The following is a 14,566-nucleotide window of genomic DNA, read 5'->3' as shown; positions in this document are numbered from 1 at the left end:
GGGAGTGAAGGAACAATGACTCAAACAGTAGACTTGGATTCTTTTAAGACCGCGATGGGAAGACTGGCGACAGGGGTATCTGTCGTTACAGCAGAGAGTAGCAAAGGGGAGAAATTCGGATTAACCGCTAGTTCTGTTACATCGCTCACAGCAGAGCCGCCATCTTTACTAGTATGTGTTCATAAAGAAACAGGCACAAGAGATGCAATCGCAGAGAGTGGTTATTTTGCGGTTCACATTATGGGAGAAGATCAAGCAGATCTGGCTATGCACTTTGCTAAGCCTAATCCTGATAAGTTTGCAGGGTTGGAATTAGAGGTAGGGGAGCAGGGAACGCCGTTATTAACCGATTACTTTGTCCGTATTGAATGCAAGGTAGCGCAGGAATCAATTGGCGGCACGCATTCCATATTTATGGGTGAGATGCTGAAAGTGGAAGTAAAAGAGAAAGATCCACTATTACATTTCCAAGGAAAGTTTGGTCAATTTAATCCATTATCTTAAGGGATAAAGGGGTATCTTTCAAATTGAAATTGTCTTTTGAGAGGTGCTCCTTTTTTTACTTCAAAGCTTACGAGGAGGATACCGTGTTGAATCAGACAGACATGAGGGGAATCAACATTGACAGGCTGATGCAAGAGATTGACGAATACGCTCAGTATGGAATGAATGAACAAAAGGGGGTGACACGTCCTAGTTTTTCTGCGGAAGACATAAAAGTACGTAAGAAGTTTGTTGGTGAACTCGAGGAGATGGGACTCGAAGTTACCATTGACGGTGCGGGCAACATATGGGGAAAGAAAAAAGGGACCGGGAAGAAAAAAGGGACAATTGTGGTTGGTTCCCACCTTGATTCCGTGCCAAATGGCGGTAAGTTTGACGGTCCTTTAGGTACGCTAATGGCAAAAGAGCTTCTCGTAACTTTAGAGGAACAACAAATCGAATTAGACCACGACGTCGAGATTGTTTCTTTTACAGCTGAGGAGTCGAATGACTTTAATTTATCAACCTTTGGGAGTCGTTCTTTTACTGGGAAGTTAGATATTGACGAATTAAGAACGGCTGAAGACAGTGCAGGCACAAAGCTTACTGACGCTCTCGTTAGTGTTGGAGGAAGCCTAGACGCATATCCGAAGATGTATGAGACTCATAAAGATAAAAAAGCCTTTATTGAACTCCATATTGAACAAGGGAAACGCTTGGAAGAAAAAAACATTCCCGTTGCAGCTGTGGATCGCATAGCAGGTGTCTATCGAAATAAGATAACCATCACGGGAGAAGCCAATCATTCCGGTACGACAACAATGGGGAATCGCATAGATGCTTTAACAGCTGCCGCAGAAATGATACTAAGTGTAGAAAGAGTGTGTCGAGAGCACCAAGAAGACGTCGTCGGTACCGTTGGAAAAGCAGATGTTTCCCCGAATGCAATGAATATCGTTCCGGGAAAAGTTGAATTCACAATAGAAATTCGCGGAAAAAGTGATAGTGAAGCTTTTCGACAGGTGATTGATAGTGTCCTGACAGCGTGCAATCAAACAGCAGCTGACAGAGGTGTTTCGATGGATCAAGAGATCATTATTGATCAGGATCCCATTTTATTAGATAAAGGGATGGCAGATATTCTCACGCGCTCGGCAGCAAATGTAAATGAGTCGTGTATGACCTTAACAAGTATGGCAGTGCATGATGCTGCACATATGGCATCTGTAACAAAATCGGTTATGTTATTCGTTAAAAGCATTGACGGGAAAAGCCATTGTCCAGAAGAGTATAGCACAACCGAAGATATCGCAGCCGCCGGCAAGGTTTTATTAAATGCCCTTCAGTTGACAGACGAAACATTAAATTAAAACAAGGAACCGCTGACAGATTCTGTCAGCGGTTCCTTGTTTTTATGATACCCTTTTTTTTCTATTCGTCACCTTTTACTCCGTAGGAAGGAGCTCTGTTAGGATCAATAGCTCTTACTTTATAATCTTCTGCTTGTGGTCCATAAATTTCCCAAAGCTTTCTCAGGTCTTGAAGAGGATCCTCACTATAATCTACTCTGAGGTCGACATAAGGGAAGGAAACATCTTCATAAACTATGAGTGCAATGGAATGTTCTTGGTCTAATTCACCCCCCATGTCAAAACCTGTACTAATGGCTTCGATAAGCCGTTCTGGCAAAGAAAGGTTACTAGTGTCTAAAAATGACTGCCCCATTGCCTTTGGTATTTCCGGATCACTCAATAGGTTTCCAACACTAGCAACATTTTCACCGGAAAACTCACCATGCACACCGAGAGCCTCGTTTCCAGTAAACACTGCAGACTCCCCGTTAACATCTACTGCAGCAAGTTGACGAAATTCAGGATAATTACTAGATTCCTTCATTGTTCTAATAGCGGCGCTCGCATTATAACCAAGTTCCATTGTTTTCAGGCCAATTTCTGCAAGTCTTGGATCAGTAACATTCTGAGTGAGGACTACACCAGTATTTGATTTTACCCACGGGCATCTAGCGCCAACAGCTGGGCTGCTGGATGTGACAATAGCTCCCAGTGCTCCAGTTTTTGCACAGCGTCCTGCAACTGAAAAAGTGTTTGTAATTTTCATATTCTCCTCCATGTCTACTTAATATAAGTGATACATCAGCTCTCTATGTCAAGCACATTCTTATGGAACTCTGATGGCTCGTTTACAGTATTATGTTGTAAACGAGCCGTAAAGGTTAAGGTATATTTGTTTTTCAATAAGTAATCCTAGTCATTAGCGGAGTCGCTTATCACAGCTTCTACGTCAATTTCCATAAGCATTTCTGGCATAGCAAGGCCGCTTACGATCAAACCAGTACTGCATGGGTATACATCTTTAAAATGTTCTGCAATCACTGGGTAAACTTTACTGCGGTCTTCACGATTAAGTAGATAAACCGTCATTTTGCAAATGTCATTAACAGTACCGCCTGCTTCTTCAATTAGTTGTTTTACACAGCGGCAAGCGTTATCTGCTTGTTTGGCAGCATCACCTTCGCCGTGAAAATTACCCTCTAAGTCAAATCCCGTTTGCCCTCTTAAAAATATTCTGTTGCCTGCACGTACAGCCATGCTTAATTCATTGTCAATATGATGTTCTGGTTTTCCTAGCTCAGTAGGATAGAAGTTTTTTGTTTTAAACTTTCTAAATCTCTCAATTTTCATTGGGAAACAGCTCCTTTAAAATGTTAGTAGAAGAATAAATCAAAAATCATAGTATGTTAATGAAATTAATCTAAAGACAGTAATGAATCACATTTACGGATGGGCCAACCCAATAATTGTTCAGCTTTTTCCATGCTGTCATTTGATAAAAGCTTACGAATACGTGTGGAAGAAATAATTTCACCAGCGTTACAGCGTACAGGTTCAAAAATACCAACTGAGAAGTGCTTTCTTAACAAGTGGATATCGCCGTCTCGATTGCGTCCAAATCGGAAATCTGACCCTTCCCATATTTCTACCGGGTTTAAACACTTTATTTCTTTAATAAAGGCGTCTGTTCCTTTAGATAGAAATTTTGCATCGAAAGACGCGATCACTACATGTTCTACTCCCATTTTTTCAAGCCTTTTTAATTTTTCAGGCAGGGGTGTGAGGAGCTTGGAATGTTGAAAGTAAACCTTTGGCGGTGGATCAAACGTATACACAACTAAGGGAACGTTAAACCGTTCAGCCCGCTTACGTGCATGGTTTATAAGCGCTTGATGTCCAAGATGTATGCCGTCAAGGGCCCCGATTGTCAATAATGAAGCTGGCAACTGTAATGTCTCTGCACGATGCACTTCCATTCCATCACCCCCTTGCCAATAGGCTTAAAAAGTCTTTATTTAGCAAACTCTTCTGTTTTTAAATTGGCTGCTTTTCGAACTAACTCACGCTGCGGCTCCATGTCAAAGTTACTGTATGCAGCCATCTGTTGCGCGAATGGCGGACTTTGGGCAAATAGTTCAAAGGTTTGCCGGTGTCCCGCATAGGAAGAATTTAGCAAATCGCGTGCGAAGTATAGCAGTTTTCCTCTTTCTTCCGCTGACCATTCTTCTCCGATGGAATAATACTTATCGACATATTCGCTAAGTTCCGGATCTAACAGGGTGGAAGCATCCGGAGTAACCGCAAGCTGGCCGCCAACTAATTCTCTCGTCAAATGAGCCATAGCCGGGAAATGCTTCAAGGCATAAATGCGTCCTGTGTAAAGTAGAGATTGATTCGGCATCATTAATCCGCCTGGGCTCTTTTCAGCATTGGCTACTGCCGCAGTTAAGTGTGCGTTAATGCCTTCACGATAGCTAATTAATTCAGAGAGCTTTTCTTTTACTGGCTGCAGTTTTGTAAGACCGGTTTGTTCTACATTCATCAGGGCAGTACCGAGAAGATAGTCGGCACGGCGCAAAATACGAAGAACATAATTAAAGGCAGAATAACGGTGAAGTGTACTACGGATATATGCTGCTGATTCTAAGGAACGGTTGAACAAGACGTTTTCCCAAGGAATTAACACATCATCAAAGATAAGCAACGTATCAATTTCATCAAATTTGGTAGAAATCGGGTAGTCTTTCTCGTTTCGATCGGTGTCTAATGCACTACGGCAAATGTGCTTTAGACCAGGGGCACCCATGTCGCAAATAAATCCATTCGCAAATGGAGCCATGCTATCTTCGCTACCCTGCCAGTCGAGAATCGTTGGTTTAACGAACGCTTGGTGAGCGTACGCGGCAGCTGTTTCAAACTTCGCGCCACGAACTACAATCCCTTTGTCGTTTTCCTCAACGACGTGCAACAAGGTACCGCCGTCTTTTCCACTGAACAGTTTGCTGCGGTCTCCTTTTGGATCTGTATTCGCTGAGACGTGGAATAAATCTTCTCTCGCAACCCGGTCAATGTGAAATTTGATGTTTTTAGCGAATGTAGGATCAATTTCGTTCAGTCTGTCCTGGGCATCGTACAAGGACCACATTTCTCCAATCGTCTCATCGCCCACTCGGTAGACAACACCACCTAAATCATCTAAGAATGTTTCAACATACGTCCGGATCGCAGTTAAATCTTCTTTTGTTTCCGGTGTTTTATATGCCCGGCAAATTTCTTCCCCGTCCGGAAGTCTCGTTGTCATTTTGTCTTTAAGCTCCGGCACGTGATTGAGGTCATACATACGGGCTTTTGCATCCACAATTGGTTTAAAAGCGGGATGTTCGGCAACGTTCTTGACGCGCTCTCCATCCATATATACTTCTCTGCCATCATTCAGTGACTTTTTATACTGTTCACCAGTCATAAGAGCCATTTTTTATTTCCCCCTTTTAGTTAATTAAATTTTACCGCCTGCATGGTCGATTAAATATCGCCCAAGTTTTTTTGTTTCATTTGTATGGCGGTGGATAATTCGTGTTGCTTTTTGTACATCCGCTTCTTCATATGCTTGTAAAAGGTCAGTATGGTCATCTACCAGGCTCTCCAATTCAACTTTCACAGTATGATCATTTGCCGCAAAAGCCTGACGAAGGGCACTGGACATCACTGCTTCTGCAAATAATTTACGGTATGTTTCCAATAATGTAGTGTTATTAGCCAAAGCAACCGTATAATCATGAAAAGAAGTGTTAGCTTCTACGTAACTATCGGCAGATACAAAATCACTATTGCGCTGGATTAGCGTGTCACTTACGCGCTTTCTCATTTCGCTAAGTTCTTCATCTGATAATGAACCTACTGTTTTTTCAATGGCTGCAATTTCAAGAGCGCAGCGAGTGTCCAATGCATCGTTTAGCATTTTGGCATTAAGAGGGCTTATCGTGTAGCCACCATCTTCCTCCCTCGATACCAAGTTTTCACCAACTAATCTCTTTAAAGCGTAATAAACGGTCTGTACGGAGGCATCCAATTGAGAAGCGATGTCTTTGATATAAAGAATTTCACCAACTGGCAGGTCTCTCTCTAGTACTTGTTTTCGTATTTGCCGGTAAACAAGCTCATCATTGGCCTCTTGAAAGCGCCCGAACTTTCCCCGGTAATAGGTGAGAGGCGTTCCTTTACCCGCAGAAGCTTCTTGAATATCAGCGATGAAAACAGAATGAGTCCCTCCAGAAACTTCTTCTATAACACGGCATTCAAGATGAGCAAGTGCGTCATTTAATAAGGGAATACCCAACTTACCCAGGGCGATATCTATATTCCGAAATTTATCGGTATCCGGACGTGAAAATTGGATTGCTACCTCACCCTGTTCTTCGTTAAGAATGTTGACACCAAAAATTTTGGATTCTGAAATAGCCTGGCAAGTGCCGGCTTTCTTATTAATACAAACTAATAACCTCGGCGGGTCTGTTGATAACGAGGTGACGGCACTTGCAGTTAAACCATAATTGCACCCCTGATCTTTCGTTGTGATAACCGTAACACCGCTTGTGAAATGTTCGATTACTTTTTGATACAAATTATGGTCCGCATAATCAACATTTTCGGGTTCGGCAGGGAACTTCCTCACAAAATCCCCCCTTTTAGTAAAATATTAAATTAAGGAATTTGTCTTTAACAGTTCCTTAATTTATAATATATATTACTAATCAGACAATTGTCAATATTAATTTGTTATTTTATATTCTATTTTAGCAAATGTTTGTTATAGAAAAGAAAGTGTAAGTCCTGTCTTTAAAAATAGGAGGGAAGAAAATGAAAAAAACAACATTGGAGTTAATCGAAAAGTTAGTCCCATCGTTGGTTGAATGGCGTCGTGATTTTCATAAACACCCGGAGCCGGGCTGGGCGGAATTTCGTACGGCATCTATCGTCGCATCCAGGCTTGAGTCTTGGGGTTATCAGTTGTCTTTAGGACGTGAAGTGGTCGAAGGTGAAAAACGAATGGGTGTTCCTGGGGATGAAATGTTGCAAAGATATCAATCAGCAGCAATGTCGGAAGGTGATAGCCAAAAATGGATGTCTTATTTCGAAGGTGGATATACAGGAGTAGTCGGGACACTGGATACAGGCATTCCGGGCCCTACGATATGTTTTCGTTTTGATATGGATGCATTAGAAATACAAGAATCATTATCGGAAGAACACCTTCCTGTTCAAAAGAATTTTGTCTCTCAGATACCTTCTGTGATGCATGCCTGCGGCCATGACGCGCACACGGCAATAGGATTGGGAACTGCATGTATACTTTCAGAAATAAAAGATAAATTAAAGGGACGCATTAAGCTTGTTTTCCAACCAGCTGAAGAAGGGGCACGAGGGGCGCATTCGATGGTTTCGGCCGGAGTGGTGGATGATGCAGATTTCTTTATCGCTTCTCATGTTGGTCTTGGCGCAGCGCTTGGTGAAATAGTGTGTGCGGATCTTGGATTTCTGGCAACGACAAAGTTGGATGTTTCTTACCACGGTAAAGCGGCTCATGCCGGGGCTGAACCGCACAACGGTAACAATGCCTTGCTTGCTGCAGCAACCGCCTCACTGAATTTGCACGCTATATCAAGACACAGTGAAGGTACTTCCCGGATAAATGTCGGAGAACTTATTGCCGGGAGCGGCCGGAATATTATCCCTGACAGTGCTCATCTGAAAGTTGAAACGAGAGGCGAGACAACGACCATAAATAATTATATGTATGAGAGAGCACTGCGCGTAATAGAAGCTGCCGCAGATATGTATGACGTAAAAAGTTCAATAACAATAGCTGGTTCCTCTGAAAGTGGCGAACCGAGCGAAAAGCTGCTGGACTTTATTTCAGAAACAGCTTCAGAAGTGTCTGCTATTCATACGATTACAAGAAATTTTACATCGGGTGGGTCAGAGGATGCCACGCATATGATGAGACGGGTACAGGAAAACGGCGGAGAAGCTGCTTATATTGTATTTGGAACATCGCTTGCAGCTGGTCATCACAATGAATGGTTCGATATAGACGAGGAAGTGTTGGCTTCTGCCGTTGAAACCTATGTCTTGTGTGCTTACGGATTGGGACAGAGCAGATAGAATGGAGGGACACTTATGTTGAAAATAAATGTAGGGATAGTTGGTCCGGAAGATACAGTAAGCTTAATTTTAAAAATAGTGAAGGAATATGAGGACAAGATTACAGCATATCCCTTTGTTTATAAACATGCTGAAGAGACAACGGACATTGTGAAGAAAAATCAGCGAGACATGGATATTTGGTTTTTTTCAGGCAGGACCCCTTTCACATTAGCAAAAAAAAGCCGTGTCCGACAGCCTTTTTTCTATCTAGAATTAAATGGGACGAGCCTGACGCACGTGTTAGTTAAAATGCACTACAAAGATTATCAGGATATTAGCAGGATCAGCGTGGATATGTTAAAAGAGCGGGATATTTATGAGGCGTATCAAGATCTGGATCTTCCGTTAACAGACGTGTTTATTTATGAATATCCCGGATACACACCTATATCGGAAATCGTAGACTTTCATAGTAATTTGTACATGCAAGGGAAAGTGAAGGTGTGTGCTACTTGTTTGAGATATGTTTATGATGAATTAAAGAGAAAAGGAATTCCTGTGTATCGTATCACCCCTACAAAAACAAATGTGCGATCTACGATTGAGACTGCACTGCAAAGATGGGAAACGTTACAATTTAAACAATCACAGATCGCGGTAATGTTAATTAGAACAGGTGATATGGATAATGTTGATGACAAGCATACGGTCTCTTATGATGCCCATCGTTTAAATTTTAAGCTTCAGTCGTCAATCATTGATTACGCAGAAACGGTTACAGGATCGTTTGCGGCTCTTGGTATTGGAAAATTCATTATTTTTTCAACAAGAGGCTCGATTGAACAGTATGAATCTGAAGCGATTTCCTTGCTTGAGCAGCTGGCGTTAATAACGGATTACCCCTCTCACATCGGGATTGGTTATGGAGATTCGGCTCTTGCAGCTGAAGAAAATGCTCGTGTAGCCTTGTATCATGCTCAGCTTTATGGTGATTTCTGTGCATTTTTGGTTGATAACAAGGGAGGGGTTGAAGGTCCGCTGCAGCAAAGGCAGAATATTTCGTTTGAATATCGAACAGAAAACAAAGAAATTAACGCTCAGCTGGAGAAAGCTGGGGTAACAATTACTACCTATAATAAAATGTTATCCGTGCAAAAAAATTACGGGGACAATATCCTTACAGCCTCTATTATTGCGGAATGGTTAAAAATGACGGAACGTAACGCACGAAGAATCTTAAATAGTCTGGTTACACATGGGCTTGCTGAAATTATTGGAAAGGAAGCGCCAAAAGCAGGGCGTCCCCGACAGATTTTTCGAATTAAGACTCAATGAAGAAACATGAGGCTGGGTCAGAGTGTATTCCAATTTGTAAAGGGCTACTAATGATCTAATTGAATGCTTCATGCCCGCTCAAGTGCTTTCGAATACTTGACTTAAATTAATAGCGAAATCACCAAATCCACTTACAGACACCCTGTCTTGTTTGGTGAATACATCTTTACGGTGAAATGATTCATCTACAAGTACGAAAACGTCAACAATTTCATAAGCCGGGTCTACAATCCAATGCTCTTTGACCCTGGCTTCCTCGTACATATTATATTTTCTCTTGTGGCTTTGACACCTATATCACCCCCAATTTATTTGTTAGTATATTATGTACATATTTTGAGATTCATCTCTTTTTACACTTGGGAAGAATCAAAAAAGCTTGGTTTAAAACTCATAAACCAAGCTTTTTATAAGGTGAACTTGTGTACATTTCATCATGCCCGGTGGAACCCCTCTTGATCAAGAAAATCAGCCGCTTCCCCGTAGGAGTTAAAGGTACCGTCAAGATCGACTCCGGCGTAAATGTTCCAAGTGTCTTCTTCTCGGATAAGCACCAGCATGTGGTCATCTTGATTGACCCATTCTTCCATAAAAAATTCTTCGTCCCCAACTGTTAGTGACTCAATGGAAGCCTGAACGATATCACGAAGTTCGGATTCCGAAAAGTCACGAATGTTCACCATTCCTTTTTCATCCGTGTTGTAGCCATCAAGCAACTTAGCATAAACAAATCCATTGCCGTTTGGGTGGAGGTGATAGACAACATTCTTTTTATCCATTTCACTCTCCGCATAGTGGAAATTTACCCGACCAAGGGAAACTTCCTTTTTCTCTAATTCAGGAAATGATTCAATAATGCGCAGTTTTTCTTCAAAAGTTAACATAGTTCCTCCGTCGATTTATGATTTTACTATATTGTATCATTTGTGGAGATGGTTACGGAAGCGGCTTATATAGAAAAAGGATTGTCTTCCCTCAATAGGTCCTCGAGCTGATAGATAGGAATCGGAAACGTTGGAAAGCCAACATAGCCGGGTGTAATTTCATATTTATCAAAATAAACAACAAGTACTTGATCGGCTACATAAAATTTTTGATTTGCAGAAATACCCGGGAATTCTTCTAAAACCGGTATCTGTCTTTCTTTAATCTGTGCTTCTATTAAGGTATTTATCCGTTCATTGGCATTGCTTCCTGGCTTGAATAACTCATGCAATTGGTAAACCTCTCCAGTGTTCACATTAGCTGTTAGCGAATTCATCAACTCAACTGGGTGAGCAAGACCTGGTTTATTGGCAAATAAGGAAAATGTAAAGCTAACGATTCCTTGTTGATTGTTTTTAATTTCGTAATTACCGATAAGTTCTGTCACCCCAGGTTCATAATAGCCCATGTCATTCAATTCCTGAAAAAGAGAATTCACCTTTTGATGAATGACATTGTTTAACTTTTGCTGCGTGCTCGGATGATACAGCAACAGATAGGGAAAGAAAACAGATATGTTGGAAGTTGTGACAGCATGTGTCTGTACCTGAACGGGAAGACGTTGATAAAAATTGTCCATTTTTTCACTTCCTTCTTTATTAGCTGTCATCAGCCTATTCAAAAGAAAGTAAAAAGTGTGTCAGTGTGCATAATTTAGCGGTAACAAGAAAAAATGAGGGAAGGAAGGAGGACGATGTGTATGTATGTTGTTCGACTGTTCGTATACGGGGTTTGGGTGGCGCACTTGTTTATGGCGGATGGTTATGATCAGCCAGATCACGAGAAATGGGGGGAGCTCGCCGCTAAACAAATTTTAGAAGAATATCCAGACTATAAACTGGTCACTTACTCCTATGAGGGAGAACATGCTATTTCCACTATGAGAAATCAATATACGTATACAATGGCAGTAAAAAAGGGAGGCGAAGAAAAGATAGTGAATGTCTACGTATTAATGAATCCACAAACGGAAAAACCGGTCGATGTGTATTTTGATGAAATGGAGCGCGAGGCTGCATATGGGGATAGCTTTCACTAGTGGAGTGCAATAACAATCCACTAGTGGAAGATGTTCTTTAACTTTTAGAAATAATACCGCAGGCAATGCGCTCACCTGCATCTCCAGAAGGCTGTGACTGGTAGTCGTCTGGACCGGAATGAATCACAAGAGCAGTACCCTCATCTTGCAGTAAAGAATTTTCTTCGCCAGGCTTTAAGGTTACATTTTCGGCAGTAATGTCAGTCGTTACTTCCCCATTCTCATCCGTCTCAATATTTGGTAAATCACCAGCATGGGGGCCGTTTTCTGATTCTTTTCCGTGATCAGTATCTGCGGGGTTGAAGTGCCCACCGGCTGATTTAAAGTCAGGAGCCTCACAAGCACCTGTCTCATGAATATGAAAGCCGTGTTTGCTGTTTTCAGGAAGGTTGGCTGCCTCTAAGTGAATGTCAACCCCTTCACCCGTTTCTTCTAACTCAGCAGTTCCTATTTCTTCTCCGTCGCTGTTCTTCAGAGAAACAGTAATAGGCTCCTCCGTGTCAGTCGTTTCATCCATGCTTGCTTCTTGTTGATTATTTTCTTCTGCTTGTTCTGTATCGTCAGCAGCCTCAGGAATAGCATCAGGAGCTTCTGTTGTTTCGGATTCACCTGTGTTATTTTCTTCCGCATTGTCGTTTTCGGAACCGCAAGCCGTAAGCACAGCCACAAACAAGATAATTGTGATAAACGCGAGCATTGTTTTAATTTTCACTGACTAGTCCTCCCTTTCTATGTTTCTCTCAAGGTTTAACCGTTTACAAGAGAGGTTAAACATTTTAGGGAAAAATCAATAGAAAGGTCGGAGAAACTTTTACTTAAAAGCTATACCTTAATCCATAAGTTCTACAGTCGGTTCTAACACGGTGAAGGTGCCATCAAACGTATTTAGATTCGCTTTTGCCCCGATTGGGATAGTCGTTTTAAACAGGCCATGCCCCGTGGCAAGCCCTGTCAGTAATGGTTTGCCAAAAGGAACGAGAAAATCAGCAATCAACTCCTCATACGACACCCCGTAAGAAACAGAACAGCCCGTACACTCTCCCATCACGATGCCTAGGCAATCATCAAATTTCCCTGCCATTTCAAGGTGTTTTAAGTATCGATATACGGTATTTATTGGTTCGTGCGTTTCCTCTAATACGATGATTTTTCCCCGTGTGTCTATTTCAAACGGTGTACCGAGAGTGCCGATGAAAGAAGTCAAGTTCCCTCCTACAATAGGTCCTGTTACATTACCGGGAACAAGGCTGACAAGCGGCATATCGGGAGGATTTTCAATTGGACGGGGGGCATTCAATGTGGAAACCGCATTGAAAAATTGGTTAAAATTAAATGCAGGCGTACTAAGGGTGAAATTAATCAGTAACAAGCTATGAAATGTAATAAGATTACCAAATTGATACAGGGCATTTAACAAGATAGTAATATCACTATATCCGGATACAACTTTTGGATTCTGTCTAATGCGTTCATAATCGAGATAGGGAAGAATACCGGCCACGCCGACGCCTCCGCGGGAGGGAAGAATCATTTTCACTTCGTCTGCAGCTACCATGCGATTGAAATCAGCCGCTCTTTCCCGCGAAGTACCGGCTAGAAAGCCTTCTTGTTCAAATACATAGTCACCCAAAACAACACGAAGTCCCATGGCTTCTAATGTTTCCACGCGAGCATTTACTACAGAGGGATTAAGCGGGCTTCCCAGCGTCACAATACCAACTGTATCACCTTCCTGTAGCAGCGGGGGTTTATTAGCCATTATATCAACCTGCCTTTTCACAGATTATCCTTATCCTTTTATATATATGGGGGCAGGAAAGGTTTCAGTACAGCAAAACAGGTTAATGATATACATAACAGAACAGCCATTTATGGAAGAGGTGAGCAGATTGAACTATCAGCCAGTTACGAAATCGTTTTTTAACAAACCAACTATTGAAATGGCGAAGAGCCTTTTGGGGCAAGTATTAATCAAGGAAACGACGGAAGGAGTGACAGCCGGCCGGATCGTTGAAACAGAGGCGTATCAAGGACCAGATGATCAGGCCGCTCACAGTTTTGGTAACAGGCGGACAAAGCGGACGGAAATCATGTTCGGGGAACCAGGCTATGTGTATACGTACGAGATGCATACGCACTGTCTCGTTAATGTCGTATGCGAAAGACCCGGGTTGCCACAAGCAGTATTGATTAGAGCAGTAGAGCCAGTTGAAGGCCTGGAATTGATGTATGAAAGAAGAGGAGATAAAAAAAAGAAAGATTTAACGAATGGTCCTGGAAAACTGACAAAAGCACTTGGGATTATAAAGGCAGACTATGGGCGGCCTTTTTTTGAAAGGCCTCTTTTTATAGCAGAAGGAACACCACCTGCTTCCGTGACAAGCGGTCCCCGGATTGGAATTGATAATGCAGGTGAAGCAAAAGATTATCCATGGCGTTTTTGGGAAACGGGAAACCCCTATGTATCAAGATAACAATTGTAGGTGATTGACAGATTTCAAATTCTTAAAGCCGTTATCCTGAATAGAACTGAACCACGGATAACGGCTTTCTTGTTTCCTACTCTTCGGTTTGTGTGCGGTTGCCCGCACGCAGCGGACGAATCACAGCACGCACTGGGCTGCCATCTGCACCTTTTATCAACATGGGAAGGGCAATCAATTCATATTCGCCAGGTTTAATACCAGCAAGTAATAGATTTTCTAAAATATGAATCCCATTTGCGTGTAAGGAGTGGTGGGCAGTCATCGTTTTACTGTCAAGCGCATCAATCGACGGGACATCGACGCCAAGCAGAAAAATTCCTTTCTCTTTTAAAAATGGACCTGCATCTTCCTGGATTTCAGGAACGTTAGCAGGAAAACGATTTGGATTATGGTCTTTCGTTGTTCGGAGAAGAAGCCGATTTACACCTGTTAGATCAAATTGACTCAGTTCATGGCTGCCTATGCGCTTCACACCTGTAACATCTACTACGCGAGTAGGGCCGATATAAATATTTACATCTAATTCATCGATTTTCTTCCCTTCGTTGTCAAAATGAAAAGGTGCATCAGCATGTGTTCCCGTGTGCAGGCTCGTTGTCATTTGCCCAATATTCACAGAGCCGGTTTGTTCTTTCGGGTAGGTCAGCCGGTACGAGAAGGGGATATCTCCCGGCCAGTGACCGATATCATCTGTAAGCGGCTGGGTAATGTCAATCCATTCTTGTTTTGTCATAACGATCCAT

Annotated in this window: 17 protein-coding genes; 6 read left to right on the top strand and 11 right to left on the bottom strand. The window is 42.2% G+C overall.

Features of this window, described 5'->3' with window-relative positions; genetic code table 11:
- Positions 1-15: 15 nt before the first annotated feature.
- On the top strand, positions 16-504 hold the full coding sequence (locus LOR49_RS07905) for a flavin reductase family protein (RefSeq protein ID WP_240375866.1): 489 nt from the start codon (positions 16-18) through the stop codon (positions 502-504).
- Positions 505-590: 86 nt separating this feature from the next.
- Positions 591-1,853 (top strand): Zn-dependent hydrolase, encoded by a 1,263-nt coding sequence (locus LOR49_RS07900; protein WP_240375865.1) that lies wholly within the window; start codon positions 591-593, stop codon positions 1,851-1,853.
- A gap of 61 nt (positions 1,854-1,914) precedes the next feature.
- On the opposite strand, the gene LOR49_RS07895 is transcribed toward LOR49_RS07900, so the two are convergent.
- The 5 genes from LOR49_RS07895 to LOR49_RS07875 all read right to left on the bottom strand — a co-directional run bounded on the left by LOR49_RS07895 (position 1,915) and on the right by LOR49_RS07875 (position 6,507).
- A complete protein-coding gene (locus LOR49_RS07895; protein ID WP_240375864.1) occupies positions 1,915-2,601 on the bottom strand; it encodes a DUF1028 domain-containing protein in 687 nt (228 codons plus the stop codon).
- A 146-nt stretch (positions 2,602-2,747) separates the two neighbouring features.
- On the bottom strand, positions 2,748-3,185 hold the full coding sequence (locus LOR49_RS07890) for a RidA family protein (protein WP_240375863.1): 438 nt from the start codon (positions 3,183-3,185) through the stop codon (positions 2,748-2,750).
- 65 nt (positions 3,186-3,250) lie between these two features.
- A complete protein-coding gene (locus LOR49_RS07885; protein WP_240375862.1) occupies positions 3,251-3,811 on the bottom strand; it encodes an FAD synthetase family protein in 561 nt (186 codons plus the stop codon).
- Positions 3,812-3,846: 35 nt separating this feature from the next.
- Positions 3,847-5,307: a 4-hydroxyphenylacetate 3-hydroxylase family protein gene (locus LOR49_RS07880; RefSeq protein ID WP_240375861.1), complete on the bottom strand. Its 1,461-nt coding sequence runs from the start codon at positions 5,305-5,307 to the stop codon at positions 3,847-3,849.
- Positions 5,308-5,331: 24 nt separating this feature from the next.
- Complete coding sequence (locus LOR49_RS07875; protein ID WP_240375860.1) at positions 5,332-6,507, bottom strand: flavin reductase; 1,176 nt, start codon at positions 6,505-6,507, stop codon at positions 5,332-5,334.
- Between the two features lie 185 nt (positions 6,508-6,692).
- Between LOR49_RS07875 and LOR49_RS07870 the strand changes: the two genes are divergently transcribed.
- A complete protein-coding gene (locus LOR49_RS07870; RefSeq protein WP_240375858.1) occupies positions 6,693-7,997 on the top strand; it encodes an amidohydrolase in 1,305 nt (434 codons plus the stop codon).
- Between the two features lie 15 nt (positions 7,998-8,012).
- Complete coding sequence (locus tag LOR49_RS07865) at positions 8,013-9,314, top strand: hypothetical protein (protein ID WP_240375856.1); 1,302 nt, start codon at positions 8,013-8,015, stop codon at positions 9,312-9,314.
- Positions 9,315-9,392: 78 nt separating this feature from the next.
- On the opposite strand, the gene LOR49_RS07860 is transcribed toward LOR49_RS07865, so the two are convergent.
- From LOR49_RS07860 to LOR49_RS07850, 3 genes are all read right to left on the bottom strand, one after another.
- Positions 9,393-9,578: a PDDEXK family nuclease gene (locus LOR49_RS07860; RefSeq protein ID WP_240375854.1), complete on the bottom strand. Its 186-nt coding sequence runs from the start codon at positions 9,576-9,578 to the stop codon at positions 9,393-9,395.
- A 170-nt stretch (positions 9,579-9,748) separates the two neighbouring features.
- The gene (locus LOR49_RS07855; protein ID WP_240375853.1) at positions 9,749-10,198 is read right to left on the bottom strand and encodes a hypothetical protein; all 450 of its coding nucleotides are present in this window, start codon (positions 10,196-10,198) and stop codon (positions 9,749-9,751) included.
- Positions 10,199-10,263: 65 nt separating this feature from the next.
- Entirely contained in the window at positions 10,264-10,878 is a 615-nt protein-coding gene (locus LOR49_RS07850; protein ID WP_240375852.1) for an RsiV family protein, read from the bottom strand.
- Positions 10,879-10,998: 120 nt separating this feature from the next.
- On the opposite strand from LOR49_RS07850, the gene LOR49_RS07845 reads away from it, so the two are divergent.
- Positions 10,999-11,337, top strand: coding sequence for a DUF3889 domain-containing protein (locus tag LOR49_RS07845; protein ID WP_240375851.1), 339 nt, complete (start codon positions 10,999-11,001; stop codon positions 11,335-11,337).
- Positions 11,338-11,374: 37 nt separating this feature from the next.
- Here LOR49_RS07845 and LOR49_RS07840 read toward each other — a convergent pair whose 3' ends face one another.
- Together LOR49_RS07840 and LOR49_RS07835 are read right to left on the bottom strand one after the other, a co-directional pair.
- Positions 11,375-12,049 (bottom strand): superoxide dismutase family protein, encoded by a 675-nt coding sequence (locus LOR49_RS07840; RefSeq protein WP_240375850.1) that lies wholly within the window; start codon positions 12,047-12,049, stop codon positions 11,375-11,377.
- Positions 12,050-12,166: 117 nt separating this feature from the next.
- Positions 12,167-13,096 carry a S66 peptidase family protein gene (locus tag LOR49_RS07835; protein WP_240375849.1) on the bottom strand — a complete coding sequence of 310 codons (930 nt, stop codon included), beginning with the start codon at positions 13,094-13,096 and terminating at the stop codon, positions 12,167-12,169.
- Between the two features lie 112 nt (positions 13,097-13,208).
- On the opposite strand from LOR49_RS07835, the gene LOR49_RS07830 reads away from it, so the two are divergent.
- On the top strand, positions 13,209-13,811 hold the full coding sequence (locus LOR49_RS07830; protein WP_240376080.1) for a DNA-3-methyladenine glycosylase: 603 nt from the start codon (positions 13,209-13,211) through the stop codon (positions 13,809-13,811).
- Positions 13,812-13,896: 85 nt separating this feature from the next.
- On the opposite strand, the gene kynB is transcribed toward LOR49_RS07830, so the two are convergent.
- Complete coding sequence (gene kynB, locus LOR49_RS07825; RefSeq protein ID WP_240375848.1) at positions 13,897-14,556, bottom strand: arylformamidase; 660 nt, start codon at positions 14,554-14,556, stop codon at positions 13,897-13,899.
- Between the last annotated feature and the right edge of the window lie 10 nt (positions 14,557-14,566).

The sequence above is a fragment of the Bacillus piscicola genome (assembly GCF_022458745.1).
GTDB lineage: Bacteria > Bacillota > Bacilli > Bacillales > Marinococcaceae > Alteribacillus_A > Alteribacillus_A piscicola.
The sequence above is the reverse complement of the archived record's forward strand: the minus strand, read 5'-3'. Positions and strand labels throughout refer to the sequence as shown.